Source organism: Paenibacillus germinis, assembly GCF_013141785.1.
In the GTDB taxonomy this organism is placed as follows: domain Bacteria; phylum Bacillota; class Bacilli; order Paenibacillales; family NBRC-103111; genus Paenibacillus_E; species Paenibacillus_E phytorum.
In genome coordinates this window covers 269,687-294,149 of sequence record NZ_WHOC01000158.1, presented here as the reverse complement: position 1 = coordinate 294,149, position 24,463 = coordinate 269,687, and the positions used below count along the sequence as shown (strand labels likewise).

General features: G+C 45.3%; 24 protein-coding genes and 1 riboswitch. Of the genes, 20 read left to right on the top strand and 4 right to left on the bottom strand.

Annotation, left to right across the window (positions count from 1 at the left end; all coding sequences use genetic code 11):
* The first annotated feature begins 21 nt into the window (after positions 1-21).
* The 4 genes from GC102_RS30955 to GC102_RS30935 all read left to right on the top strand — a co-directional run bounded on the left by GC102_RS30955 (position 22) and on the right by GC102_RS30935 (position 4,554).
* Positions 22-1,212: a GNAT family N-acetyltransferase gene (locus GC102_RS30955; protein WP_171692901.1), complete on the top strand. Its 1,191-nt coding sequence runs from the start codon at positions 22-24 to the stop codon at positions 1,210-1,212.
* A 785-nt stretch (positions 1,213-1,997) separates the two neighbouring features.
* Positions 1,998-3,008: a CapA family protein gene (locus GC102_RS30945; protein WP_171692899.1), complete on the top strand. Its 1,011-nt coding sequence runs from the start codon at positions 1,998-2,000 to the stop codon at positions 3,006-3,008.
* An 84-nt stretch (positions 3,009-3,092) separates the two neighbouring features.
* Positions 3,093-4,301 carry a DHH family phosphoesterase gene (locus tag GC102_RS30940; protein ID WP_171692898.1) on the top strand — a complete coding sequence of 403 codons (1,209 nt, stop codon included), beginning with the start codon at positions 3,093-3,095 and terminating at the stop codon, positions 4,299-4,301.
* Between the two features lie 82 nt (positions 4,302-4,383).
* Complete coding sequence (locus GC102_RS30935) at positions 4,384-4,554, top strand: hypothetical protein (protein ID WP_164826793.1); 171 nt, start codon at positions 4,384-4,386, stop codon at positions 4,552-4,554.
* 130 nt (positions 4,555-4,684) lie between these two features.
* Here GC102_RS30935 and GC102_RS40170 read toward each other — a convergent pair whose 3' ends face one another.
* A complete protein-coding gene (locus GC102_RS40170; RefSeq protein ID WP_281367726.1) occupies positions 4,685-5,476 on the bottom strand; it encodes a stalk domain-containing protein in 792 nt (263 codons plus the stop codon).
* Positions 5,477-5,480: 4 nt separating this feature from the next.
* Positions 5,481-5,633, bottom strand: a riboswitch (cyclic di-AMP (ydaO/yuaA leader).
* Positions 5,634-5,795: 162 nt separating this feature from the next.
* Here GC102_RS40170 and GC102_RS30925 point away from each other — a divergent pair.
* From GC102_RS30925 to lepB, 6 genes are all read left to right on the top strand, one after another.
* Positions 5,796-6,086, top strand: a complete 291-nt coding sequence (locus GC102_RS30925; protein WP_171692897.1) for a hypothetical protein — start codon at positions 5,796-5,798, stop codon at positions 6,084-6,086.
* Between the two features lie 27 nt (positions 6,087-6,113).
* Complete coding sequence (locus tag GC102_RS30920; protein ID WP_171692896.1) at positions 6,114-6,740, top strand: PspA/IM30 family protein; 627 nt, start codon at positions 6,114-6,116, stop codon at positions 6,738-6,740.
* Positions 6,741-6,913: 173 nt separating this feature from the next.
* The gene (gene liaF, locus GC102_RS30915) at positions 6,914-7,576 is read left to right on the top strand and encodes a cell wall-active antibiotics response protein LiaF (RefSeq protein ID WP_171692895.1); all 663 of its coding nucleotides are present in this window, start codon (positions 6,914-6,916) and stop codon (positions 7,574-7,576) included.
* A 49-nt stretch (positions 7,577-7,625) separates the two neighbouring features.
* Positions 7,626-8,690, top strand: coding sequence for a sensor histidine kinase (locus GC102_RS30910; RefSeq protein WP_171646736.1), 1,065 nt, complete (start codon positions 7,626-7,628; stop codon positions 8,688-8,690).
* Positions 8,691-8,744: 54 nt separating this feature from the next.
* Positions 8,745-9,392 (top strand): response regulator, encoded by a 648-nt coding sequence (locus GC102_RS30905; RefSeq protein ID WP_047679491.1) that lies wholly within the window; start codon positions 8,745-8,747, stop codon positions 9,390-9,392.
* A gap of 26 nt (positions 9,393-9,418) precedes the next feature.
* Positions 9,419-9,967, top strand: a complete 549-nt coding sequence (lepB, locus tag GC102_RS30900) for a signal peptidase I (protein WP_171646686.1) — start codon at positions 9,419-9,421, stop codon at positions 9,965-9,967.
* A 128-nt stretch (positions 9,968-10,095) separates the two neighbouring features.
* On the opposite strand, the gene GC102_RS30895 is transcribed toward lepB, so the two are convergent.
* Positions 10,096-10,815 (bottom strand): hypothetical protein, encoded by a 720-nt coding sequence (locus GC102_RS30895; protein WP_171692894.1) that lies wholly within the window; start codon positions 10,813-10,815, stop codon positions 10,096-10,098.
* A 167-nt stretch (positions 10,816-10,982) separates the two neighbouring features.
* Here GC102_RS30895 and GC102_RS30890 point away from each other — a divergent pair, with 167 nt between their 5' ends.
* Positions 10,983-11,429, top strand: coding sequence for a GNAT family N-acetyltransferase (locus GC102_RS30890; RefSeq protein WP_171692893.1), 447 nt, complete (start codon positions 10,983-10,985; stop codon positions 11,427-11,429).
* Between the two features lie 39 nt (positions 11,430-11,468).
* Here GC102_RS30890 and GC102_RS30885 read toward each other — a convergent pair whose 3' ends face one another.
* Positions 11,469-11,846 (bottom strand): hypothetical protein, encoded by a 378-nt coding sequence (locus tag GC102_RS30885; protein WP_171692892.1) that lies wholly within the window; start codon positions 11,844-11,846, stop codon positions 11,469-11,471.
* Positions 11,847-12,037: 191 nt separating this feature from the next.
* Here GC102_RS30885 and zwf point away from each other — a divergent pair, with 191 nt between their 5' ends.
* The 5 genes from zwf to GC102_RS30860 all read left to right on the top strand — a co-directional run bounded on the left by zwf (position 12,038) and on the right by GC102_RS30860 (position 18,538).
* A complete protein-coding gene (zwf, locus tag GC102_RS30880) occupies positions 12,038-13,573 on the top strand; it encodes a glucose-6-phosphate dehydrogenase (protein ID WP_171692891.1) in 1,536 nt (511 codons plus the stop codon).
* Positions 13,574-13,768: 195 nt separating this feature from the next.
* Positions 13,769-14,839 (top strand): metallophosphoesterase family protein, encoded by a 1,071-nt coding sequence (locus GC102_RS30875; RefSeq protein ID WP_171692890.1) that lies wholly within the window; start codon positions 13,769-13,771, stop codon positions 14,837-14,839.
* A gap of 46 nt (positions 14,840-14,885) precedes the next feature.
* Positions 14,886-16,469, top strand: coding sequence for a peptide chain release factor 3 (locus tag GC102_RS30870; RefSeq protein WP_171692889.1), 1,584 nt, complete (start codon positions 14,886-14,888; stop codon positions 16,467-16,469).
* 151 nt (positions 16,470-16,620) lie between these two features.
* Positions 16,621-17,784 (top strand): glycosyltransferase family 4 protein, encoded by a 1,164-nt coding sequence (locus GC102_RS39715; RefSeq protein WP_171692888.1) that lies wholly within the window; start codon positions 16,621-16,623, stop codon positions 17,782-17,784.
* Positions 17,750-18,538, top strand: a complete 789-nt coding sequence (locus GC102_RS30860) for a YheC/YheD family protein (RefSeq protein WP_171692887.1) — start codon at positions 17,750-17,752, stop codon at positions 18,536-18,538. The genes GC102_RS39715 and GC102_RS30860 overlap by 35 nt, the downstream gene beginning before the upstream one ends.
* On the opposite strand, the gene GC102_RS30855 is transcribed toward GC102_RS30860, so the two are convergent.
* A complete protein-coding gene (locus tag GC102_RS30855; RefSeq protein ID WP_171692886.1) occupies positions 18,533-19,897 on the bottom strand; it encodes a putative bifunctional diguanylate cyclase/phosphodiesterase in 1,365 nt (454 codons plus the stop codon). The two genes, GC102_RS30860 and GC102_RS30855, sit on opposite strands and share 6 nt — an antisense overlap.
* Before the next feature lie 263 nt (positions 19,898-20,160).
* Between GC102_RS30855 and GC102_RS30850 the strand changes: the two genes are divergently transcribed.
* The 4 genes from GC102_RS30850 to GC102_RS30835 all read left to right on the top strand — a co-directional run bounded on the left by GC102_RS30850 (position 20,161) and on the right by GC102_RS30835 (position 24,212).
* Positions 20,161-21,198, top strand: a complete 1,038-nt coding sequence (locus tag GC102_RS30850) for a LacI family DNA-binding transcriptional regulator (protein ID WP_171692885.1) — start codon at positions 20,161-20,163, stop codon at positions 21,196-21,198.
* Positions 21,199-21,276: 78 nt separating this feature from the next.
* Positions 21,277-22,437, top strand: a complete 1,161-nt coding sequence (locus GC102_RS30845) for a Gfo/Idh/MocA family protein (protein WP_171692884.1) — start codon at positions 21,277-21,279, stop codon at positions 22,435-22,437.
* Between the two features lie 30 nt (positions 22,438-22,467).
* Complete coding sequence (locus GC102_RS30840) at positions 22,468-23,097, top strand: ThuA domain-containing protein (RefSeq protein ID WP_171692883.1); 630 nt, start codon at positions 22,468-22,470, stop codon at positions 23,095-23,097.
* A 20-nt stretch (positions 23,098-23,117) separates the two neighbouring features.
* Complete coding sequence (locus GC102_RS30835; RefSeq protein WP_171692882.1) at positions 23,118-24,212, top strand: Gfo/Idh/MocA family protein; 1,095 nt, start codon at positions 23,118-23,120, stop codon at positions 24,210-24,212.
* Positions 24,213-24,463 lie beyond the last annotated feature (251 nt).

Here is a 24,463-nt window from a genome sequence, read left to right as displayed (position 1 = left end):
ATCTAAATGAGGTGATTTGAGATGAATGAAATTCGTACATTACGACAAGAGGAGATTCTAGAGAGTTTTTCTCTATCTGAGTTTGCTTTTCAATATGAGCTAACCGCAGAGGAAAAGGCAGAGCGGATCAGCTCTACAGATCCTAATCAAATGTGGGGCTATTTTGTTGACGGGAATATGGCTGCAAAGCTCACCTTACTTAACTTCCGGACATGGTTAAACGGGAAGAGCTTCGCGATGGGCGGTATTGCGGGCGTAGCGACATGGCCTGAGTACCGACGCAATGGGATGGTTGGACAGCTTTTGGTTCAAGCGCTTAAAACGATGAGAGAGAGGGGGCAAACAATCTCCTTTCTTGCGCCGTTTAAGTTTGAATTTTATCGTAAATATGGCTGGGAAACCTACGTGGATTATTTGAAATATGAAATTCCTGTAGATAAGCTTCCCAAGTTTCAAGCCGCAGAGGGCAGTTCGATCTTACGTGTAGCCAAAAGCGAAGAGATTCTGAATCCAATCTACGCTGAGTTTGCAAAAGCATACAATGGCATGATGGAGCGGGATGCGGACTGGTGGAATAATCGCTATTTGAAATTTAAAAAGGGTACAGCTGCCGTCTACAAGAACGCTCAAGGGGAACAGCGGGGCTATGTATTTTACCAGGTAAAGGACACGGTGGCGACCATCCATGAGTTGGTTTTTCTTGATGAGGAAGCAAGACGCGGCTTATGGAAATTCATTGCAGATCATGATTCGATGATCACCAAAGTCGAAGTGAAAGCACCTGTAGATGACCAGCTTCCGTTTCTGGTGCACGATCCTAAGTTCAAACAAGAGAAGATTACTTATTTCTCGGCGAGAATTGTAGATGTAGAAGCTTTTCTGACGCAGTATGTGTATGAAGCTCGCGATGGGGCGGAAACCATATATCTACATATTTCAGACAAGCATGCGGATTGGAACGAAGGTGTCTATCGGCTACAGTTTACCGATAATGGGAAGGCGGCCATCGTAGCGAAGTTATCAGAGGATGAAATACCTGCAGAGGAACATCTGCTTAGCTGTAACATACAGACGTTGACGGCTTTGTTCATGGGTTATCAGAAAGCAGGATTCATGGCCCGAATCGAGCGTCTTCAAGGGACTAATGAACTTATTAGCCGGTTGGAAGATGCCATTCCGCGGCGGACAACATATTTGGCAGATTTCTTTTAAAAGATAAAAAAAGACGGTACCTTTGGTAAAGCCATAGGGCCGTCTTTTTTATATATTCATAGGAACATGATGTGAAATGAAACAAGCAGCTAGGTAAGAAACGTTACATTAGAATCTCGTGAATTCTTATAGCAGCCAAGTGGCAGAGCATTTATCTGCATGCCTTCGTTTTAGACTGGTACATTTTTGATCTCAAACCCACACTTCAGCTTGTTTTTATGAATACTTTATCCTTGGAAGAATAGAAGATACAAGGAGCGGCTTCCATATGTCTGGAAAAATCAAGCAAGGGCAAATTGCCGATTTCTTAAAGCACTCTTGACCCCTCAATCATTCATTCGTCTTGGACGACTTCGACATAGCGAGGCTATTAAAGCCGAAGCTTCTTTAGGGATACCCCGAAGTCATCTTTTCTTCCTTTCATTCCCAGATGGAGGAACGTTGCAAATCGCCCAAAGTCCAACTCCAGAAAAAGTGTTTCGTTCCAGGCGCACTCTTTTATCACTTGCTTCTTATCCATTTTCTTTTGTTCGGAATGCGCCTTACTCAAAAATAAATTTAGCCAATGACACCCACCCTGATCATAATATTAAATGCTTCCGAACTAAGGGAAAAAAAAGAAGACATTTCGATTAGAACAGCCTCAATTCGATGTAAGCCCATTAGATCGTAGTTTACTTAGAGGAAGTGAATTTTTCTGGGTGGGGTCTACAAAAGTAGCTAAGAAAAATTTTTCGACGAACAGGAAGATTTAGTAGTAGAAAAATGAGAGGAGGAGGATGGTTTTGACTGAAATTCAAATAGCTGCCGTTGGAGATCTTATGGTAAAACGTTACATCATCTCTGATGCCAAACTGCCTAACGGAATTTATTCGTTTGACCCTCTTCTAAAAAAAGTAGCTCCGTATCTGAAGCGAGCGGATTTGACGATCGGAAATCTCGAAACCACCTTTGCTGGAAAAAAGGGGAGAGCACCCCGGAAATCGCATGGTCCATTATTCAAATGTCCGGATGAGCTGGCTCCAGCCCTTAAGAGAGCTGGTTTCGATGTACTAATAACAGCAAATAATCATTGTATGGATTTTGGCGCCGAAGGTCTGCTTCGAACGCTGCGGATTTTAGATCAAAATGGGATTCATCATACCGGTACATTTATCTCCGTAAAAGGGTCCAAGGAATATCTCATCAAGGAAATTAAAGGAATAAAAATTGGAATCCTTTCCTATACAAATGGGCTCAACGGTATTCCTATACCAACAAATAAACCGTGGATGATTAATCTGGTTCAAACGAAAAAAATCGTTCAGGATATTCATAATTTGAAAAAAAATGTAGATCTGGTGATCGTATATTTGCATTTCGGAAACGAATACAGTCATTCTCCAAACTTGCAGCAGAAGCAATTGGTCAAACTTTTGTTTAAACATGGAGCGAATATTATTTTGGGATCGCACCCGCATGTTCTTCAACCGTTAACCACTCGAGGAAAGAAACAATTCGTTATTTATTCGTTAGGTAATTTTATATCTACTAAACTAAAGAATAACGACTATACACAGAGCAGTATTATTCTTAATATTAGTGTCAAAAAAGATGAAGAAGGGAAAATAAGCATAAACGGGATTCATTATATCCCGACTTTGGTACATCGAAACCTTAATAACGGTCGCCAAAAAACCGAAGTTATCCCAATTCGAGAAGCATTGAGTGAAAACAATCCAAAATTAAAAGCAAATCAGCGAGAACGAATAAAAAAAATGGTAGAGCATTCGATCAAAATATTGAAGGGGATATAGGTCGGTGGAGCGTGCCATTAACACCGAATAAAGTAACTTAATCGAGGGTACGTTAATGGAAAACATTAACAGGATGGTGTACCCTTGTATCATTTGTATACTCATAATGATCTGGATGGAGTAGGCTGCGGTATAATAGCTCGATTAGCATTTGGCGAAAAGGTAGAAATTCGATATAACTCTGTCGGAGGGTTGAATCTACAAGTAAAACGCTTTTTAGAAAAACCAAGAAAAAAGAGCTATTTGTTTATTACGGACTTATCCGTGGATGAAACGAATGAACAAGGACTTAACGAGTTTGCGAAATCGGGTGGAAAAGTAAAACTGATTGATCATCATAAAACCTCGCTTCATTTAAACAAATATTCGTGGGGAATGGTTCAGATCGCGTATGAAAATGGAAAACTCGCTTCTGCAACTTCTCTATTTTATGAGTATCTGATCCAGAACGGATTGTTGAAGCCAATGAAGGGATTAGATGAATTCGTCGAATTGGTCCGTCAGTATGATACATGGGAATGGGAACAGAATGAATACATCAAGGCTAAGCGATTAAATGATCTCTTTTATCTAATTTCCATCGAAGAATTTGAGGAAAAAATGGTGGCTCGCATTCAGCAAAACGAGCACTTTGCATTTGATCCCTTTGAAGAAAAAATTTTGGATATGGAAGAAGAAAAAATCGAACGCTATGTACGAAGAAAAAAGAGAGAAATCATCCATTCCCGAATAGATGATCATCATGTAGGGATCGTTCATGCGGAATCCTATCATTCTGAACTTGGAAACGATCTAGGCAAAGAAAATCCTCATCTGGATTACATCGCAATCATGAATATGGGCGGTAAAAAGATAAGCTTTCGAACGATTCACGATCACATCGACGTCTCGGAAATTGCGGGTCTTTATGGCGGAGGAGGCCATGCTAAAGCTTCCGGTTGCTCTATGACAGAAGAAGCCTATCAGTTGTACGTAGCGAAGCCATTTCCGATGGAGCCCATTCGCGCTGATGCGAATAAAAATACATTTAACACGAAAAATTCTGTTTATGGATCACTTTATGAGAATAGAAATGAACAACAAGTTTTTATTTTTCCTTCAGGAGACAGGTGGGAAGTCGATGTGGATGGGGTCGAATCCAACCAACATTTTTCTACTTTCGAAGAGGCGGAACGTTATGTCAAAAGGGATTATGCAGCTTGGTTAGTTCGGGACGAAACGTATGTTGCATTCCTAATGGAGCATATGGCGTCAAGAAAAACAAAAATCCTCGAGGGTAGTTCAGTTATTTAAGGAGCAACGCCAGTTCCAGATAACTGGGATAAAATGCAAGCCACCTTCTCATACTAACTATGAGACAATGGAGGTGAATGCTATGCCCAAAAATGACGCCGATCCCAAGCATGACCGCGAAGATAACAAAGCAGATAAGAAAAACAATCAGCAGAATAACGCTAATTTCATGGAAGAAGCTCAAACGCTATCGAGCAACGAGGCACCTGATTACGTCCCAAGTTTAAATGGTATCCCCAAAAATCAAGTTTAAGTAACTGCAGGCTGCTCTTCTCATCACTATATGATGGGAGAGCAGCTTTTCTGGTTTTTCCACCTTAAATAAAAAAAGCTGATTTCTTGAGAAATAAATCTCAGAAACCAGCTTTTTTGTTTGGAGCTGTTTAATTCGAAAGTTTGTATACTTTAATGGTTTGGATACCAAACTTCTGCAAGGATTTCTTAGATCCTGGGATAAAGATATCAAGACGTTTACCTTTGATTGCACCGCCTGTGTCTGTTGCGTAAGCATACATGCCGCCTGCAGGTAGGCCATTGAAATTATAACCTTCTATATAGAGCTTAGATCCTAGAGGAATCACTGTGGGATCTACAGCAACGGTTCCAATACCTAGTGGATTACCCATATAATCAAAAGCTCCGTAGCCGCCATTCTCAGATGGATCTGCTGAATAGGCAGTGGATTGAAACAATTCATAATCTGGCGCATGCTTGTTGCCATCTTTACTTAGAATAGCTAATTTGCTGCTAGCGTCCCACTGAACGGGAATATCGGATGCTTTGCTCAGAAAACGAAGAGGCACATATACGCGTCCATTTTGGAATTCCGCATGTGTGTCCATCTCGACACGGTTGCTATCGATTTCAGCTTCTTTTTGCCCCGATACTAAGGTGATCGAATGTTTGTTGTTATTTAGCATGACTTTGATCTCATCGCCTTCTTTTTGCCACTTCACGTCATAACCAAGCTTCTCCGTTACGAAACGAATCGGTACTTGGGTAGCATGATTGTCATCCAGAAAAGGCTGAGCATCCGGAAATTGAACCAGTTCATCATTGACTTGCACTTTCACATCCATCTCAGCTGCATTCGCCGTAAATGGGGAAAGAAAGCCTCCTGCCAACACTGTTAAAGACACAGCAAGGCTAGTTAACCCTTTAGTAATTGTATGCAATTGGTAATCCTCCTTCAATGAGCCTTCGAGGTTAGTTGACGGGTTCGGGAAGAAGGTTCTCCCTAGTCTGCTCCGATGAAGAGCAAATATTCACCCCATGTAAATCGTCCCCCGTACCGGCACTTTGTCTGTGCACCGGACTCGGCTTCAAATAGTTTAGCATTCGAGGCTCGGTGGGACAACGACCAAAATATGGATGGAGGTCGTAGTGGGTACTGGACTTTGGTCTAGGTACAAAAACAGTCGCGAGTCCGTTTTGACATATCTCCATTTCCGTTACGATAGAAGCATGAAGAATACGTGAAGGGCGGTAAGCAATATGAGTATGGATCGATCGAAAGGGATGGCATTGGTTTTGATCACGGCAGGTTTACTTATTTGTCTGCATCAGTTGGGTGGTCATGTTCATTTAATGGGGTTGTTATTCCCGGCAGCTATGCTTGGGTTAGGTTATGTAGGCATTAAGAATGGTAAGAAAATTGGATGGTTTATCGCCGGTTTGGGCGGCTTGATATTGACCATTAAACTATCGGGCTTTATCGCAATTGCGTTCGCAGCATGTTTAGTGGTGTACGGTATTCATTTATTGAAGAAAAGAAATGAATTTTAAATCATAAGAAATTGGGGGTGTGACAACATGAGTATATTGGATCGCATTGGCAAGATGGCAGAAGCTGCATGGCAAGAAACGACCGGCAAACATGATCATCATGAACGGGGGGACAGCGTGATTGAGAAGCTGGAACAGCGCTATCAGGAGGCGCTGCAGCGAACTATTGAGCTGCGAAGCCACAGTGTGAACGCGGAGGAGATGGCTCAGCTGCGCGGCGAGCAAGCTGAGCTAGCGATGCGCGCCGGCGATGAAGAGCTCGCGCGGCTAGCGCTGCAAGAGAAGCAGCGCGAGGAATCCGCTTGCGAGCACTACCGCGCGCAGTACGCGAGCAGCCAGGACGTGTGCCTGGCGCTCGCGGATGAACTGCGCGGGCTGCGTGCGGGGCACGCAGCCGAGGGGGTGCAGCCGCCGAGCAGCGGGCTGCACGAGAAAGAGGCTCGCGACACTTGGCGCGAGCTGGAAGTGACCGGCCGCGAGCTCGGCCGGGAAGCACTGCAGGGGCTGCGCGAAGCGAGCCGCCTGTCGCAAGAGACGCTGAAGGAAGCCGGCGGCAACCTTCAACAGGAACTGCGCGCGCTGCGCGGCAAGTTCCAGCACGAGTGGCAGCAGCATCGCTCCAGCGATGACACCGACCCGCGCGGCAAGAAATAGCCGCGTGTTATCCCTTGAGCGCCTAATAAGTAGGCGCTAGAAGTGTCCTTGACCTCCATGATTCATGCGGAAGCCTTGCCGCGCAAGGATTTGCATCTTGGAGGTCGTCCATTCTTATGGTATGCTAAGAATCTATATGAACTAATTAACAGTCAGCCAGAGGAGGTGCAGCGATGGGAGAAGAAACTAAAAGCAACCGTAACCGCAATACAGCACTTGTGCTGATTGGAGCCGGTCTTTTTTTGCTTCTAGATCATACGATAGGCTTTTTCCCCATTCTTGCCATTATCCTCATCTTGCTAGGCATTCATCGGGTCCGTTCACGCAAAGAGCGCAAAGGTTATGTACTGATCGGCGTAGGGGCAGTGATTTTATTCGGTGATCACATTACCATTGTGTTCTCTATTGTTTTAATTTCGCTAGGTTTGTTTTTCATACGATCTAAGCAAGTACACAAAGACGACACGTATATGCAAAAGCAGAAATTGGTGGATAGCGTCCGTTTAGGCCGTGAGCCTTGGATTTTACGCAACAGTTCCACTTGGTACATTATTGGAGAAACCTACATTGATCTTTCACTTGCGATTTTGGAGCAAAAGGAAACCACGGTCATCCTGCAAGGCGTTGTAGGAGATGTAGATATAAAAGTGCCGGAGGATATCGGTGTCGCTGTGACAGCTTCCATCTCGTTTGGGCAGATTCAAGTTGCGAATGAGCGTGAGTCAGGGGTTATGAACAAGCTGATTTGGCAATCCCCTAACTATGAGCTTTGCGATCACCGCGTGAAACTTGTGCTTTCTTACATCGTAGGAGATATCAAGATCAAAGTATTGTGAGAATGTGCGCTTAGGCACGCGTAAAGATCTCGAGGAGGTTCATCACCAATTGGACGGCTATAAACGACGATTAACGAATATGATATGGCGCAGCATGAGTGAATCGATCATCTTTAGTTTCGTTGTGTTTGGCGCGATCATTTATTTTTTGAATTCACGCAATCTGATAGTGCCATTTACGAGCTGGCAGGAGGGCGTTAAATTTACATTCATGGCGATTTTGGTGATAGGCGGCATTGGTGCTGTGTATGGCTTCTGGAATAGCAACCGAATTACTCGGAGGCTTGAGCCAATGATGGAAACGATGATTTTGCTCGAAAAAGGGACGTTTGCCCGCGGCGGCTTCCAACACGGTGAAGATGAAATCGGACGCCTGGGTGATCAGTTAGGCCGTATTATGAAGCGGTGGGAAGAGCAGGTTACTTCCCTACAGCGCTTATCGAATGATAATGCGGAGCTTGCGGAGAAAGCAAAGCTATCTGCCGTGATTGAAGAAAGACAGCGATTGGCGCGGGAGCTTCATGATGCGGTGAGCCAGCAACTATTCGCAATATCGATGACGGCAACGGCAGTAGGGCGGACCTTGGATAAAGACTTCGAGAAGGCAAAAAGGCAAATTCATCTCATCGAGGAGATGGCTTCTGTCGCCCAATCGGAAATGAGAGCCTTGCTTCTGCATTTAAGACCTATCCATCTGGAAGGGAAACGACTGTCCGAAGGACTTGTCGAGCTTCTGAAGGAGCTTGCGGCTAAAGTGCCCATGGCGATTACTTGGGATATGGACGAGGATATCCGCTTGAATAAGGGGATTGAGGACCATTTGTTCCGTATTGTACAAGAGGCGCTTTCCAATGCTCTACGTCATTCTAAGGCGAACAAGCTGGAAGTGAAGCTGCTGCATCGTCCTGACGGTGTTCGGCTTGCGATACGCGATGACGGGGTCGGTTTTGAATTAGATGCTAAGAAGCTTACATCATATGGTATAGTGTCCATGAAGGAGCGGGTTAATGAAATCGGCGGCTCTGTGGATATCATTACGGCGCCTGATCGAGGTACACGTATTGAGATTCGTGTGCCTATACTCGCTACTACCGAATATGTTGTGGAAAATTAACCGTTAAGAATAGTTAGCAGGACAAAAATAGTTTTCTATCGAGAGGAGAAGCAAATGGACGACGCGTTGATTAAGGTTTTGCTTGTCGATGACCACGAAATGGTCAGGATCGGACTCGCAGCCGTACTAGGGACAGAGGATGGTATTGAAGTGGTCGGGGAAGCCAGCAATGGTCATGATGGCATCCGGCTAGCACAGGAATATCGACCCGATGTCGTACTCATGGATTTGGTCATGGAAGGTATGGACGGTATCGAAACGACAAGGAAGCTGCTGCAACTTTACCCGGATTGCAAAGTCATTGTGTTGACGAGCTTCTTAGATGATGAGAAAATGTATCCAGTGATTGAAGCTGGGGCTTTCAGCTATTTGCTCAAAACGTCCCGCGCCTCCGAGATCGCTCAAGCGATAAGAGCGGCGGCTAAAGGGCAGTCCATTCTGGAGTCTCAGGTTGCCTCCAAGATTATGAATCGCTTTCGTCAGCCTAAGCCGGCAGCAGAGCCACATGAAGAGTTAACTGATCGTGAAATGGAAGTGCTTCGCTTGATTGCTAAAGGTAAGTCCAATCAAGAGCTAGCAGATGATTTGTTTATCGGTGTGAAGACGGTAAAGTTTCACGTCACCAATGTTCTGGCCAAGCTAGGTGTGGAAGATCGAACACAAGCCGCCATCTATGCCTTTAAACATGGTTTGGCTGAATAGCAATTAGTCACAAGGGAGCGATACGAATGAATCTATTAAAGCAAATTTGGAGTTGGTTTGGCTCCATTGCCATTTCGTTTATTTTAGTCGTATTTCTTGGTGTTTTCGTGTTCCAATCAACAAAGGTTATGGGACATTCCATGGATCCGACGCTGCATGACAGTCAACGCGTGTATGTATCAAAGCTTTCTCATACGTTTAATTATGAACCGAAATATGAGGATATTGTCATTATCGACTCCAGAGTCGATCTTAAGAGAACATTCAAGAATGACCTGTTAGACAGCCCTCTGCTCAGTTTATTTACGAGTGGCGATGATAAACATGTCTGGATCAAACGGGTAATTGGTAAGCCGGGAGATCAATTGGAGCTCAAGGACGACAAGATGTACCGTAACGGCGTGCTTCTTGACGAGCCTTACATTAACGAAGCAATGAGAGCCAACGGAAACAAGAAATGGACGGTGCCTGCTGATCATATTTTCGTGATGGGAGATAACCGAAATAATAGTATGGATAGCAGAGTGATCGGATACATCCCTCTTGATCATGTATTAGGCAAGAAACTATTCTAAAGTAAGCGACCCTCTGGGTGAGCATGCATGTGCATGAGCTCACCCAGAGGGTCGTTTTTTTGCGTTCACGATTCAAGTGAAAAGTAGATTTTATCATTTTACGAAAGAGCAATATTTTGAATTATCAATCACATCTGAACATCAAGCAGCAGTCCACTCATCGGAACAGGGAGATATGCTTGGAGCTGGGATCGATATTGGCCGTAAGGCTTAAGCTGTGAACGTGACATTTGGAACAACGACTCCGAAGGCAATTGCTGCAATTGTCCAATTGAATTCGAGAGTGTGGCGGCGAAGTTTGTAATGCTGCCAAGACTTTTTAACGTAGAGCTGAAATGGTTCTTAATCTGATCTTGAAGTTCGTCTTCTTGGAGTTCCAAGCTTCCGTTATCCAGCTTTGTTATCCCAATCTCTTTCAGAGAATAGGGCTTAGCGGCTTGCTCTAGGCCTAGGAGAAGTGAGCGATTTAAATACTCGGGAGAATCCCGCAAACTGTCCTGAAATTCATTATATGTATCTACAAATTGACGTATAGGTTCAATGATAGATTCGCTATCGGCTTCTGACGAAAGAGGTGTTGACTTGTAGGCAACAGCAGGTAGTCGAGATTCTACCAAGGCTTGTGCCGATTGTTTAACGTTCTGTGCAGATTGCACAAATTCGGCTACGCCTTTCGCGGCAGACTGAGCGTGTTGTTTGTAGGCTAATTCTTCAAAGGGCATGTCAAGTGGCCGTCGAATGGTATTTGATTTACCGCCGGCAATACCGCTTACCGCGCTTACCCGGTAGTAGTCTTTATGGGTTTGATAGCTGTTCAAAGCCATGATTGGGGGATACGCATAAATCATGGAGATCACCTCATTTTCGCTTATTTATAGTATAGCATTCGTAGGGACTGGGGTAAATTGGTACTTGCTTTGTTAGAACAGTAAAAAAAGCTGCCTAATCAAGCTGAGTCATTTGCGGTCTTGCCAACATAAGATAGCATTATTGCTTCTTGTGGAGGCGGTGCCAAGTGATACGCAAACGATTGGCTTCCATTGACGATCGAGCTATTCATCGATTAGTCGTTGAACAGTTAGTACCCTTTTCTAGATTGTATGACACAGGTAGTTCTGTAACATTTTCAGAAATACGGAAGAGACTGAATCAGAATAAAACGTTTGTTACTGCCAAAGGGCTTAAACAGCCGTTCGGATTCATCACGATGATTCGCAAATCGCGTGTGCTGTTCATTGATATGTTAGCCATCGATTCTCGTGAGCAAGGGAGAGGTTGGGGGCATGAACTTATGAAGGTCGCCGAAGAGTACGGGAAAAGTGAGCGCTGTTTGACGGCTGAACTTTTTGTCGATGAAAGCAACCCTAAAGCGATTCGATTTTACTTAGGCAAAGGTTACGAAATCCAATCGTTTATTCCTGAGCTTAGCTGCTACAAAATGAGTAAGAAATTGAGAAGTTAAGACAAAGGGCTGCAGATGATTTCATCTACAGCCCCTTCATCATTCACTGAACATAGCTGCAATCTTTTCCAGTTGAATATCGATCGCGCCTTGATAGCCAGGGGCCACGCCACCGAAACTCATGAGAGGAAGGCCAAAGGAAGAATACCCCTCATCTGCTGTGCCCAAGAATGAGGTTTGATCTAGTGGCTTTGCTTGCTTCGTCTTCGTTTTAACTTTTGATTTGGAAATGGCTTTTTTGGTTTTCTTCGTAGCCGAATTTAGCTTCGAAGTGACATCATCGTTCAGGATCAGCTTGTTTTTTTCAATACGACTTAATATGCCATAGATTTCGGAGCCATCGTTTAAAAAAATAAGAACAGGCTTTCCATATAGGCTTCGACAGGTTTTATCAGTAATCGGATGAATAGGCTGCATCGTATCTTAGCACCTCCGTGTTATTGTGTACTTTCAGCCTATTCATAGCCGGGCGGTTCGGTATAGACGAATGTCTATTTTCTCATAAGAAAAAGTTATGGCAGAAAGTTCTCAGAAAAGTTGAATAGCTTGACTATTTTAGGTATGCTAAGCATATTAACTAATCCTAATAGAGAAAGAATGATGCATAGATGAGTGGAGCTGTGTTTTATATTTTCGGAGCAACGGGCGATTTGGCGAAAAGAAAGCTGTTTCCTGCTTTTTATAGCCTATATCGTGAAGGAAAGTTAGGGGAAAATTTTGCGGTAGTTGGTTTGGCTAGAAGACCTCGCACGAATGAACAGTTTCGTGATGATGTAAAGCATTCGATTGAGGATTTTGCCCGTTATAAAGTGACGGATGAGGCGGAATGGGATCGATTCTCACAGCGTTTTGAATACATGTCACTGGATATCAATAATGTCGCTGGTTTTCATGAACTTAATGTACTGACTGCCAGACTGGATGAGAAATATCAAACCGGTGGAAACCGTTTGTTCTACTTGGCTCTGGCTCCTGAGCTTTTCGGTAACGTATCGTACAACTTAAGTGAAGGCGGATTGCTCAAAACCAAAGGCTGGCACCGTCTTGTTATTGAGAAGCCGTTCGGTTACGACCTGCCTTCAGCTGAGCGCTTGAATGGACAACTACGCCAAGTATTTGAAGAGCAAGATATTTACCGGATTGATCACTACTTAGGTAAAGAAATGGTGCAAAATATTGAGTTCGTTCGTTTCGCGAATGCCTTCTTTGAACCACTTTGGAATAACAAATACATAGCTAACATTCAAATTACGTTAAGTGAAACTGTCGGCGTTGAAGAACGCGGCGGTTATTATGATCACTCTGGCGCCCTGCGCGACATGGGTCAGAATCATATGCTGCAAATGTTGATGATGATGGCAATGGAACCGCCAAGTCGTCTGCATCCGGAAGACATCCGTGATGAGAAGGTGAAGGTCCTGCGTTCCCTCCGCTTATTCGAATCCGGCGACGATGTTCGTGCGAATGTGGTTCGTGGTCAATATGCGAGTGGTTCGTCCAAAGGCAAAGCATTGCCTGCTTACCGCGAAGAAGATTCGGTGAATCCGCAATCAACAACAGAGACTTATTTCGCTGCCAGAGTTCACGTGGATAATTTCCGCTGGGCAGGTGTACCTTTCTACATTCGTACGGGTAAAAGGCTGCCAGTCAAAACGACGGAGGTCGTTGTTGAATTCAAGAATATTCCGAATAATGTGTATTTGGCTAAAAAGCATGACTTGGAGCCAAATTTACTTGTTTTCCGTGTGAACCCGATGGAAGGCATCTATTTGAAAATGAATGCGAAGCAGCCGGGCTCAGAAGGTGTCATCGTGCCAGTAGCGATGGACTTCTGCCAAAGCTGCCAGATCGGTATCAATACACCGGAAGCTTACGAACGCTTGCTGTATGATGCAACGCGTGGAGATTCCACGTACTTTACCCGTTGGGATGAAGTGGCGCTTGCTTGGTCCTATGTGGATCGTATTGCAGCAGCTTGGAGTGAGAAGACGGAGGATCTGAAACACTATCCAGCCGGATCTTGGGGGCCTGAAGAGGCAACGAAGCTCCTAAGCGATGACGGCTTCAAGTGGTGGCCGATTAACGGTCAAAATGAAGGTGAAGTTGATTGGGAAGCCGTTCAAAAAACAACGGTTTTAACATAGTTGATAAGTATAAGCTAAGGGAATAATCTGGCTTCGCATCAACCTTGACAAACGCGCTCGTTATGGACGGCGTAAGCCGTTTATCCTTGAGGTAACAAGCTTAACATCCAACTGGCGACTCTGCCTGTTGGATTTTTTTGTGGTATAATAAATATTACGGAGTAAATCTTATTATTCAATACATGAGGTGCATATATGTCACGAAGAGCTTTTATCAGATGGCTGCTGGCAATAGGGGCTGCGCTCGTTGGATTAAGTGCGATTTTCAGTCAAATGGTTAAGAAAAAGTTTATTCCAGATGCTCAGCCTGCCCTATCATCTGTGAAACCGGAGCCTGCTCAATCCGTGGCAACATCTTCGGCAGAACCCTTGCCGACAGGTCCCCTCATGTCCTATTTTATATTAAGCGACCTTCATATCAGTATAGGTGATGCACTTACGGGTAAGAAATTAAGGCAAGCGCTTGATGATATTACACATTTCGACGGTCCTGTTGATGCTATTATGCTAACAGGCGATCTGACGGACACAGGAACGGAACGAGATTATAAGGAGCTGCGTACCATTGTAAGTGAATATAAACTACCACCTGTTCATGCAAACATGGGAAATCACGATTATTACTCGATCTGGATTAATAAAGCGAATATCTGGGATCAAGCAGCTGTTCCCAACGGCAAAAGTGACGCGATGAGCCGAGAGTCGTTCAAGAAGTTTTTTGGCTACAAAACACTTTACAATGATTTTACGACCAAGGGTCACTCCATCTTGCTGCTTTCACAAGAAGCTTATGTGCAAGAGAAGCCGGAGGTCGGTGAGGGAGCTTGGTATTCCGATGAGCAGCTGGACTGGTTCAAAGAACGGGTGAAAAGCCTCTATCAACCAGGAAGACCACTGTTTGTGATGACGCATCAACCGCTGCCGCCCAGTGGCACAGATGGGGGATCACATCAATTAATACGCGCAATCAAGTTCCGCGAGACGTTAAAGCCTTATAAGAATGTGTTCGTATTCTGCGGACATCGCCATCAAGATTTCCAGAATGGGACACCGCATTATGTGCAGGAGTCTTTCCACTATTTCCACAATGCTTCGGTTGGAAGAACGCTTAACCGCGCCTACCAGCAAGAAGCCAAGAATAAAGTTCAGGGCATATATGTGCAAGTATTTGCGGATAAGGTCGTCGTCCGCGGTCGAGAGTTTAGCAATCGAACTTTCCTAGATGAAGCGAATTGGAGTGTTGATTTGCAGAAAGTTCAAGCCTGATTCATAGTAAGCTTAAATGTAAAACAAGAAGGGAATAATCTAACAGATGACAACGCAACTCACTAAACTTCTCGCAACGGAAGTCGCTAAGCGACGTACGTTCGCGATTATTTCTCACCCGGATGCGGGTAAAACAACATTAACCGAGAAACTGCTGTTATTCGGAGGCGCGATTCGCCTAGCCGGAACGGTCAAAGGGCGTAAGGCAAGCAAGCACGCTACATCCGACTGGATGGAAATTGAGAAGCAGCGTGGAATATCGGTAACGTCCAGCGTTATGCAGTTCGACTACGAAGGGCATCGCGTGAACATTCTGGATACACCTGGTCACCAAGACTTCAGTGAGGATACGTACCGAACACTTACCGCTGCGGATAGCGCGGTGATGCTGATTGACGTCGCCAAAGGGGTCGAGATGCAGACGAAGAAGCTATTCCAGGTGTGTAGAATGCGCGGAATCCCGATCTTCACGTTTATTAACAAAATGGACCGCGAGGGCCGCGACCCGTTTGAACTCTTAGAGGAATTAGAAGAAGTGCTCGGCATTCGTTCGTATCCAATGAACTGGCCGATTGGCTCGGGTAAGCAGTTCTGTGGGGTTTACGATCGTGGGAAATCGCAATTGGAGCTGTACCAAGGTGAAGATCACAAAGAGATTCAAGTGCGCAAGGTAGATGGTGTTGATGATCCATTAGTGAAACAAATTGCAGGTGAATTCTTGCACAAACAATTAAGCCAGGATATCGAGCTGCTCGATGTAGCCGGTGATCCGTTTGATATGGAGAAAGTACTGCAAGGCGAGCTTACACCTGTTTTCTTCGGCAGTGCCGTGAACAACTTCGGTGTGCAGACGTTTCTAGAGAACTTCCTACAGCTTGCTCCACCGCCTGAGCCGCGCAACAGCACAGCAGGCATCATAGAGCCTACAAAAGAGAAATTCTCAGGTTATGTATTCAAGATTCAAGCGAACATGAATCCAGCTCACCGCGACCGTGTGGCTTTCCTGCGTATCGTATCTGGAAAGTTTGAACGTGGAATGTCCGTGAAACATGTTCGACTAGGTAAAGATATTAAGTTAGCTCAGCCGCAGCAATTTTTGGCGCAAGACCGTGACATCGTCGAAGAGGCATTTCCAGGCGATATCATTGGCTTGTTTGATCCCGGTATTTTCCGTATCGGCGATTCCCTAAGTGAAGGGGAAGAGGTCGTCTTTGACGAGCTGCCTACTTTCTCTCCTGAGCTGTTCAGCAAAGTTTCGATCAAGAATGCTTTGAAGCAAAAGCAGTTCCTCAAAGGGATTGATCAATTGACCGAAGAAGGTATGATTCAAGTATTCACTACCATTGGTTTTGAGGATATGATTCTTGGCGTGGTTGGTCAACTGCAATTCGAAGTGCTTGAACATCGGATGAAATCCGAGTATGGCGTAGATATTTTATTACAGCGCCAGAACTATCAGTTCGCACGCTGGATTGTAGACGAGAAGTTGGATCCAAGTAAATTCCGCATTAACTCACAGCTGGTAAAAGATAAAAAAGGGAATTATGTAGGCTTGTTCGAGAGCGAGTATGCGCTGCGCTCTTCGATCGAGAAAAACCCGAATGCTAAATTTTTAACAAGCGCTCCATAAGTGTTGTAATTGAAGAAGAGGCTGGCTCCGGATCTTAATCTGGGAACAGCCTCTTCTTTCAATTTTGTCGCCAATGGACGGTTTGCTTCATACAATAGGTACGGGTTAATAAGTAATCATTAAGCTAGCCCTAAGGAAGTGAATTAGAGACGTGCACCTCTTAATCATTGCTCCTGAACAAATTCCAGTACCGCCAATTCTAGGTGGTTCCGTCGAAATATCCATTCATTCCATTGCACACGAGCTTGCCAAAAAGCATCAAGTTACCATTATTTCGAGGCATCATCCCAGGTACAGCAGCATTTCACGACGAGGTCAACTTACGATCATAAGAGTACCTACGGGCAGCTCTCGTACGTACTTGAAGGAAGTGCTTAAGGCAACCAAAGGAAAGACATTTGACTGGATTCAAGTCGATAATAGACCCCATTATGCTGCCGTCATCAAACGCCATTTTCCGAAAACACCAGTATCTCTTTTCTTACATTCCTTAACGTTTGTGAAGCCTCCCTATGCATCCATTCGCAGATGTTCCGAGCAATTAAACAAAGTTGACTGGATTGTAGCTAACAGCAGTTCACTCGCACAGGAGCTCTCAAGACTGTATCCGAAACAGCGAAATCAGCTTCACAAGATTTACCTCGGGACCGATGTGGCTAGATTTAGCCCTAAATCGGAGAAAGCGAGGAGACGTTTAAGAAGAAAGTATCGGGTTAGCAATAAAGGTTTTCAGATCCTTTATGTCGGCCGACTTATCAAGCGCAAAGGTATCCCTCATTTAATTCGTGCTGTTCATCTGGCTAGAAAATCGATCCCTGGATTGAAGCTGTTGATTGCTGGGGGCGAGCAAGGAAAAGGCTTTAAGGCGCTTCTTAAAAGGAAGGCTAATACACTTGGAGTGCCAACGAAATTTCTAGGCAATATTCCGCATCGTAAGATACATGAAATATACGGACTTGCGAATTGCTTCGTATGTCCTTCCCAAAAGCATGAGGCATTTGGACTAGTGAATGTGGAAGCGATGGCTTCTGGTCTTCCGGTTATCGCATCGAATATTGGGGGAATTAAAGAGGTCATTCAGCATGAACATAACGGGGTTCTGATCGAAGAATTCCGCGATCCTCGCGCATTCGCGCGAAGTATTGTGGCAGTGGCCGAACGGAAAGAATGGGCAGAGGGTTTAGCTAAACAAGCGCGGCAAGATGTCATAAAACAATTCAGCTGGCAGGCCACAGCCCAATCCTTGGCCGACTTCTATAGACTGAAGCTGGAGGCAAAACATGAAAAAGACTTCAAAGAAACCGGTCCGTCTTAGTAGAGCTAGGTACGTCACTAGCAAAATCGGTAAAACGAAAGCAATTGAAGCTAAGCATGAGCTGCGTAAATATGTACCAAAAACTAAACGAATGAATCAAGAGACACTCAGGGAAATGCTCAACCAATATAAAATGGTGTATATTAAACCGAATGTAGGTATGTTTGGAAACGGTGTTATACGGGTGGAACAGGCCGAAGAGGGGGCTGAAAAGCCTTATTCGTATCAGTCAGGCATTCGACTAAGACAGTTTAAAACCTTTGAAGAAATGTACGCATCTATCAGTAAAAAGACAAAAAAAAGGAATTATTTGGTACAGAAGGGGATTCATCTGCTCAAATACAAAGGAAACCGGTTCGATCTTCGTGTCATGGTTCAACAAACGCCTCTTCAGAAGTGGGAGACAACAGGTGTCATAGGCAGAGTGGCCCATCCGAAAAAAGTGGTTACCAATTTCCACAATGGAGGAACATTGAAGCCGGTGGATACGCTGCTCCACAGGTATTTGCCTGCAAGTAAGCGGAAGGTTTATGTCAAGAGGCTGCACATTCTGGGGACGAAGGTTGCAAAGGCGATTAACTCGCGTTATAAAGGGGTTAAGGAGATCGGTGTCGATGTGGCATTGGACGATAAGCTGCATCCATGGATTCTCGAGGTCAATACGAGTCCTGATCCCTATATTTTTCGGAGATTGAGTGACAAACGTATTTTTGCCAAAATGAGACGCTATGCCAAAGCTTACAGCCGGTTATGAAATCATAACCGGCTTGTTGTTATTCCTATGAAAGGTTTGCTCAATTTCGATAGCAGATACAGGAGGACTTAATAAATAGCCTTGAATCGTCGTACAGGTTGTTTCTTTCAATATTTCAAGTTGGCTCCATTCTTCTACGCCTTCTGCAACCACTTGTACCTCAAGTGCATGGCCGAGATGGATAATGGCATTCGTAATGGCCCAATCATCTTTATTGCTATGTATATTTTTCACGAAAGAACGGTCTATTTTCAGACAATGGATAGGGAATTGTTTCAAGTAATTAAGTGATGAGTAGCCAATGCCGAAGTCATCGATCGAGATCGAAATCCCTTTATTACATAGCTTATCAAGCACCGCGACGGTTGTATCCATATTTTGCATAATGGAGCTTTCGGTAATTTCAAATTCCAGAAAGGCAGGGTCGATACCGGTTTGCTCAATAATCTGAATGGCCTTATCGGAAAAGGACTCATCTTGAAATTGACAAGGGGAAATATTAACAGCAATTTGATAGTTTAAAATACCGGCTTCCAGCCATCTCGCTTTTTGGAGACAGGCCTCGCGAAGCACCCATTCACCAAGTGACAAAATCAAACCGCTCTCTTCAGCAAGCGGAATAAACTCGTTAGGAGCTATTAAGCCTAGCTGCGGGTGATTCCAGCGCACCAACGCTTCCAGACAAATAATGTTTCCGGTGGAGAGTTCAAGACGTGGCTGGTAGTATAGGATGAGTTGATTCTCAAGTATAGCCTTCCGCAGCTCAGTTTCCATCTGAATTTGATTGGTGAACCGCTGTACGTGTGAGGAATTATAGGTGACAAGCTTGTTCTTACCTGTACGCTTAGCGGCTAGGAGAGCTTGATCAGCTTGATGCAAGGCTTGTTCGATCGTAGCTAGTGATATCTCGACAGCACTTATCCCCATACTCGCGGTAATAAAACATTCTTGATCCATTACAATGAATGATGTAACAAAGACGTGCTGGATACTTTGAATGGTTTGGGAAAGCTGATCATGGGTATTAGCATATATAAGGAGAACAAATTCATCATCTCCTGATTGAACAACTAGGTCACAGCCATGTACGGACCGCAGACGATTGGCCACTTCTTCCAAAAGGAGATCGCCAGACATGTATCCGAGCGAGAAATTAACCTGGCGAAACCGGTCAATATCAAGGATGAGAAGGGAACTAAATAGGGTTATGTGCTTATCATGATGTTGATTTCCAATAGCCTGCTTTAACAAAGATAAAAGCTTCTGTCGATGGTAAATGCGAGTGATTATTTTCTTACTCCTAAGAGTACCTAATTTTTTCGATGCGGCGAAGTGAAAAAGGCGCCAGACTGCTTTCATTGCTATCACTCATTCCCACATCATAGTTATCCACTGTACCCCCTATCATAAGTCGAATGGCGAACGGTAGACAAGATTATAATTTAGATATTTTTACAAAAAATAGTAAAACATTTGTTTAACTTTATGTAAAATTGATGAAAATGTCGAATCTTGTCGAATAAAATGTTCAACAATTTTATATTGACATGAATGGCTTTTGAATGAGAAAATGTACGCGTGTACATTGTTAGTTTAATGGATGAATTATTGGAGGCTTATGCATGGTGACGAGAAAAGAGGTTGCTGAACTAGCAGGGGTTTCAGAGGCTACCGTATCCCGTGTATTCAATGGGCTAGGCCCCATGAAGCCTGCTACGAAAGAGCGCGTACTTGAAGCTGCTAAACAGCTCAACTATCATCCAAATGCTATTGCGCAAAGCTTCGCTCGGAGACGCAGTGGTAATCTTGGCGTTGTGCTGCCCTATATGCCCAAAGTGCATCTCTTCTCAGCCTTTTATTTCTCAGAAATATTAAGCGGCATAGGGGAACAAGTGAGGGAGCAGGGCTACGATATGCTGCTGTCGCTTTTAACACCGGATGAGAGTTTGGATTACACCCGACTTTATCGCTCGCAGAAGGTTGATGCTTGTGTCATCCTGGGTTCAAGGGATACTCCGCAGCAGCGGGAATCGCTTATGCAGCTGCAGGCGCAGGGACTGCCTTTTTGCTTGGTCAATCAAAGCTTCGAGGGGTTATCCTTTCATGAGGTGGATGCGGATCATGTAGAGGGCAGTTATAGGGCTGTTAGGCATTTACAGGAAGAGGGCTATCGGAAGATTGCTTTTCTGAACGGTTCGCCGCAGTACTCGAACTCTGGCGATAGACTGCAGGGCTATATGAAAGCAATGAGTGAAGCGGGTTTAGAAGTTCCGCCTGAGCTTCTGCTTGAAGGCAATTACAGCCGTAAAAGCGGTTATGAAGCGGCATCAGGGTTATGGGAACATCGGGATCAGGTGGAAGCAGTATTTGCGGCCAATGATCGCATGGCGATCGGTTTGATGCAAGGGCTTCGTGAGCGAGGTTGGATCGCCGGGCGTGATTTCGCTATTATTGGTTGCGATGATTCGGATGCTGCTAAGCTCAGCGATCCACCGCTAAGCAGCATCAATGTGCCTTTCTATGAGATGGGCAAAGAAGCAGCACGCAGTGTGCTGGCAGGTTTGCTGCATGGGGGAGGCACCAAGGATACACGAATCAAGCTGCCAACCAGTTTGGTTGTGCGACAATCATCGAGAGCAGTCATCATAAATGATTCATAGGTATTTGGATGAAAGAACTCAAATGAATGCTAACGAAGCTAGTTTTGCTAAGGCAAAGCTCTAGGGAGGCGCACTTTTATGAAATCTTTCAATATTGGTATGGTTGGCTATAAGTTTATGGGCAAAGCACATAGTCATGCTTATAAGGATTTGCATATGTTTTTCCCGCAGACAGCGGTACCGAAGATGAAGCTCATCTGCGGTCGAGATGAAAGCGGTGTCAGCAACGCAGCCGAACAATTCGGCTGGGACGGGTATGTCACCGACTGGCGCGACCTGGTTACGCATCTCGATGTCGACATCGTCGATATCAATGCGCCCAGTGATGCGCACAAGGAAATCGCGCTTGCTGCGGCGAAGGCCGGCAAGCATCTGTTCTGTGAGAAGCCGCTGGCGCTGACCCTTGCGGATGCAAGGGAAATGTTGGAAGCGGCTGAAACAGCCGGGGTGAAGCACATGGTGGGCTTCAACTACAGGTTTGCACCTGCGGTGCAGCTCGCGAAGAAGCTAGTCGAGAGCGGCCGCCTCGGAGACATCTATCACTTCCGCGCCTGGTTCCTGCAGGACTGGATCGTAGATCCATTGTTCCCGCTGGTCTGGCGCCTCCAGAAGGAGATTGCCGGCTCTGGGTCGCACGGCGACTTGGGCGCGCATCTGATCGATCTGGCGCACTTCTTAGTCGGTGACATGACGGAGGTTATCGGCATGAGTGAGACGTTCATTAAGGAGCGTCCGCTGCCGTCTTCAATGGCGGGGCTTAGTGCCAAAGGGAGCAAGGATGCACCGCGCGGACCGGTAACGGTCGATGATGCGACGCTGTTCATGGCACGCTTCGCGAACGGGGCGCTCGGCAGCTTCGAGGCCACTCGTTTTGCACCAGGGCACCGGTGCACGAATTCTTTTGAAATTAACGGCAGTAAGGGCAGTGTGAAGTTTGATTTTGAGCGTTTGAATGAATTACAGGTTTATTTTACAAGCGATGATGAGGATGTACAGGGTTTCAGACGTGTTCTGGCGACAGATTCGTCACATGCTTACATGGATGCTTGGTGGCCAGCAGGACATACGATTGGTTATGAGCACACATTTGTACACGAAGTCGTTGAGCTAATGAACGCACTTTCGGAAGACCGTCAGCCGGTCCCGAATTTCGCAGATGGTGTGAAGTGTCAAGAGGTGCTGGAAGCGGTGGATCAATCCATTGCGCAGCGACGCTGGGTGAGTATTAGCGAAGTCTAGGATAGATAAGTATGGAGAGGGGCTTTGGCCGTGAGTAAACAAGCATTGATTGTATGGGGTGGCTGGGACGGTCATCAACCTGAAGAGGTGGCTGGCATTTTCGCAGGGTTACTGCGTGAGGAAGGCTTTGGCGTGGAAGTATCGGATACACTGGACAGCTTCAAAGATGCTGAGCGTTTGGCGGGCGTTGATCTTATCGTTCCAGTATGGACCATGGGTAAAATCGAAAGTGAGCAGTTGCAACCGTTAATCGCAGCGGTAAAAGAAGGCGGAACTGGCATCGCAGGTTGTCATGGAGGTATGGGAGATTCCTTCCGTAATGAAGTGGAATATCAATACATGGTCGGTGGTCAATGGGTAGCTCATCCTGGGAATGACGGCGTGACGTATATGGTTCGAATCAAGGATCGGGGGCATCTATTGACCGAGGGCATGGATGATTTTGTCGTTGTCTCGGAAAAGTATTACATGCATGTGGATCCAGCCATTCACGTACATGCGGTTACAGACTTTGGCGATGTGGAGATGCCGGTTGTTTGGACCAAAACCTATGGAGCGGGCAAGGTGTATTATAACTCGCTGGGTCACCAAGCTAACATCGTTCGTATGCCAGAAACACTTGAATTAATGCGCCGCGGCTTGCTGTGGGCAACACGATAACGATTAGGGGGAAGTAAGCGATGAGTAAGAAGAAAGTTGGTATTATCGGTTGCGGGAATATTAGTGCAGCCTATATGAAAAATATTCCTAACTTTGAGCATTTGGAACTGCTCGCATGTGCAGATATCGATGTGGATAGAGCAAAGGCTCGTGCGGAGGAATTCAGCATTCCTCATGCGTATACGGTTCAAGAGTTATTGAATGATCCGAATATTGATATTGTGATTAATTTGACGATTCCGGCAGCGCATGCCGAAGTCTGTATTCAAGTGTTGGAAGCGGGCAAACACGTGTATGTGGAGAAGCCGCTAGCTGTAACCCGTGAAGAAGGTTTGCAGATCCTAGAAGTTGCGCGCCGCAAGGGATTACTGGTTGGCAGTGCACCGGATACGTTCCTTGGAGGAGGTATTCAAACGTGTTTGAAGCTGATTAATGACGGCTGGATTGGCACACCGATCGCGGCAACGGCATTCATGATGGGCAAAGGACATGAGCACTGGCATCCGGATCCTGAGTTTTATTATGCAAAGGGCGGTGGCCCTATGTTCGATATGGGTCCATACTACTTAACAGCGCTTGTGGCTTTACTTGGCCCAATTCGCCGAGTAACCGGCTCGGCTACCGCTAGTTTCCCGGAGCGCACTATTTCTAGTGAGAAGAAACGCGGGCAAAAAATTACAGTAGATACCCCAACGCATATTGCTGGTGTGCTGGATTTCCACAGTGGTGCGATTGCTACGCTTGTAACAAGCTTTGATATTATGGGAGGCACACAGCTGCCGAACATTGAAATCTACGGCAGTCAAGGTTCTTTACGCGTTCCCGACCCGAATACATTCGGAGGTCAGGTGCTTATTCGCAGAGGCGGTTCAGACTGGGAGCCGATTCCTCTGTCACATGGCTATAAAGAAAACCACCGTGGTTTAGGTGTTGCGGCCATGGCTGAAGCCTTGATAAGCGGCCAAAGTGATGCACACCGCGCGAATGGTGAGCTGGCGTACCACGTGCTCGAGGCGATGCATGGCTTCCACGATGCGTCCGACTCAGGGAAGCATTATGTGATGCAAAGCAGCTGTGAGAAACCAGCTCCGCTTTCACCTGATACCGTACTATAATAAATTAATACATGGATCCTCCTCTTGATTAAGAGGGGGATTTTTTGAGTTGATAAGAAAGTATCAATGATACCAACCCTGATCATAAAGCTAGTAGATTGCTCACATTGGAGGCTATAAGAGATCGGTCTTAAGCCATTCATATTAAGTTATTTAATTCATTTCCCCCATTTTCCGAAGCGAGGGGAGTTTGTACCTCCACAACAGTTATTGTCTCCATGGATCCGACAATTCATATTAAATGCTTCCGA

Excerpts from the sequence above, each read along its gene's own strand:
- GC102_RS30955 (WP_171692901.1), top strand. The coding sequence starts at position 22 with ATGAATGAAATTCGTACATTACGACAAGAGGAGATTCTAGAGAGTTTT.
- GC102_RS30935 (WP_164826793.1), top strand. The coding sequence starts at position 4,384 with ATGCCCAAAAATGACGCCGATCCCAAGCATGACCGCGAAGATAACAAA.
- GC102_RS30925 (WP_171692897.1), top strand. The coding sequence starts at position 5,796 with ATGAGTATGGATCGATCGAAAGGGATGGCATTGGTTTTGATCACGGCA.
- GC102_RS30920 (WP_171692896.1), top strand. The coding sequence starts at position 6,114 with ATGAGTATATTGGATCGCATTGGCAAGATGGCAGAAGCTGCATGGCAA.
- liaF (WP_171692895.1), top strand. The coding sequence starts at position 6,914 with ATGGGAGAAGAAACTAAAAGCAACCGTAACCGCAATACAGCACTTGTG.
- GC102_RS30905 (WP_047679491.1), top strand. The coding sequence starts at position 8,745 with ATGGACGACGCGTTGATTAAGGTTTTGCTTGTCGATGACCACGAAATG.
- lepB (WP_171646686.1), top strand. The coding sequence starts at position 9,419 with ATGAATCTATTAAAGCAAATTTGGAGTTGGTTTGGCTCCATTGCCATT.
- GC102_RS30895 (WP_171692894.1), bottom strand. The coding sequence starts at position 10,815 with ATGATTTATGCGTATCCCCCAATCATGGCTTTGAACAGCTATCAAACC.
- GC102_RS30885 (WP_171692892.1), bottom strand. The coding sequence starts at position 11,846 with ATGCAGCCTATTCATCCGATTACTGATAAAACCTGTCGAAGCCTATAT.
- zwf (WP_171692891.1), top strand. The coding sequence starts at position 12,038 with ATGAGTGGAGCTGTGTTTTATATTTTCGGAGCAACGGGCGATTTGGCG.
- GC102_RS30875 (WP_171692890.1), top strand. The coding sequence starts at position 13,769 with ATGTCACGAAGAGCTTTTATCAGATGGCTGCTGGCAATAGGGGCTGCG.
- GC102_RS30870 (WP_171692889.1), top strand. The coding sequence starts at position 14,886 with ATGACAACGCAACTCACTAAACTTCTCGCAACGGAAGTCGCTAAGCGA.
- GC102_RS30860 (WP_171692887.1), top strand. The coding sequence starts at position 17,750 with ATGAAAAAGACTTCAAAGAAACCGGTCCGTCTTAGTAGAGCTAGGTAC.
- GC102_RS30855 (WP_171692886.1), bottom strand. The coding sequence starts at position 19,897 with ATGAAAGCAGTCTGGCGCCTTTTTCACTTCGCCGCATCGAAAAAATTA.
- GC102_RS30850 (WP_171692885.1), top strand. The coding sequence starts at position 20,161 with ATGGTGACGAGAAAAGAGGTTGCTGAACTAGCAGGGGTTTCAGAGGCT.
- GC102_RS30845 (WP_171692884.1), top strand. The coding sequence starts at position 21,277 with ATGAAATCTTTCAATATTGGTATGGTTGGCTATAAGTTTATGGGCAAA.
- GC102_RS30835 (WP_171692882.1), top strand. The coding sequence starts at position 23,118 with ATGAGTAAGAAGAAAGTTGGTATTATCGGTTGCGGGAATATTAGTGCA.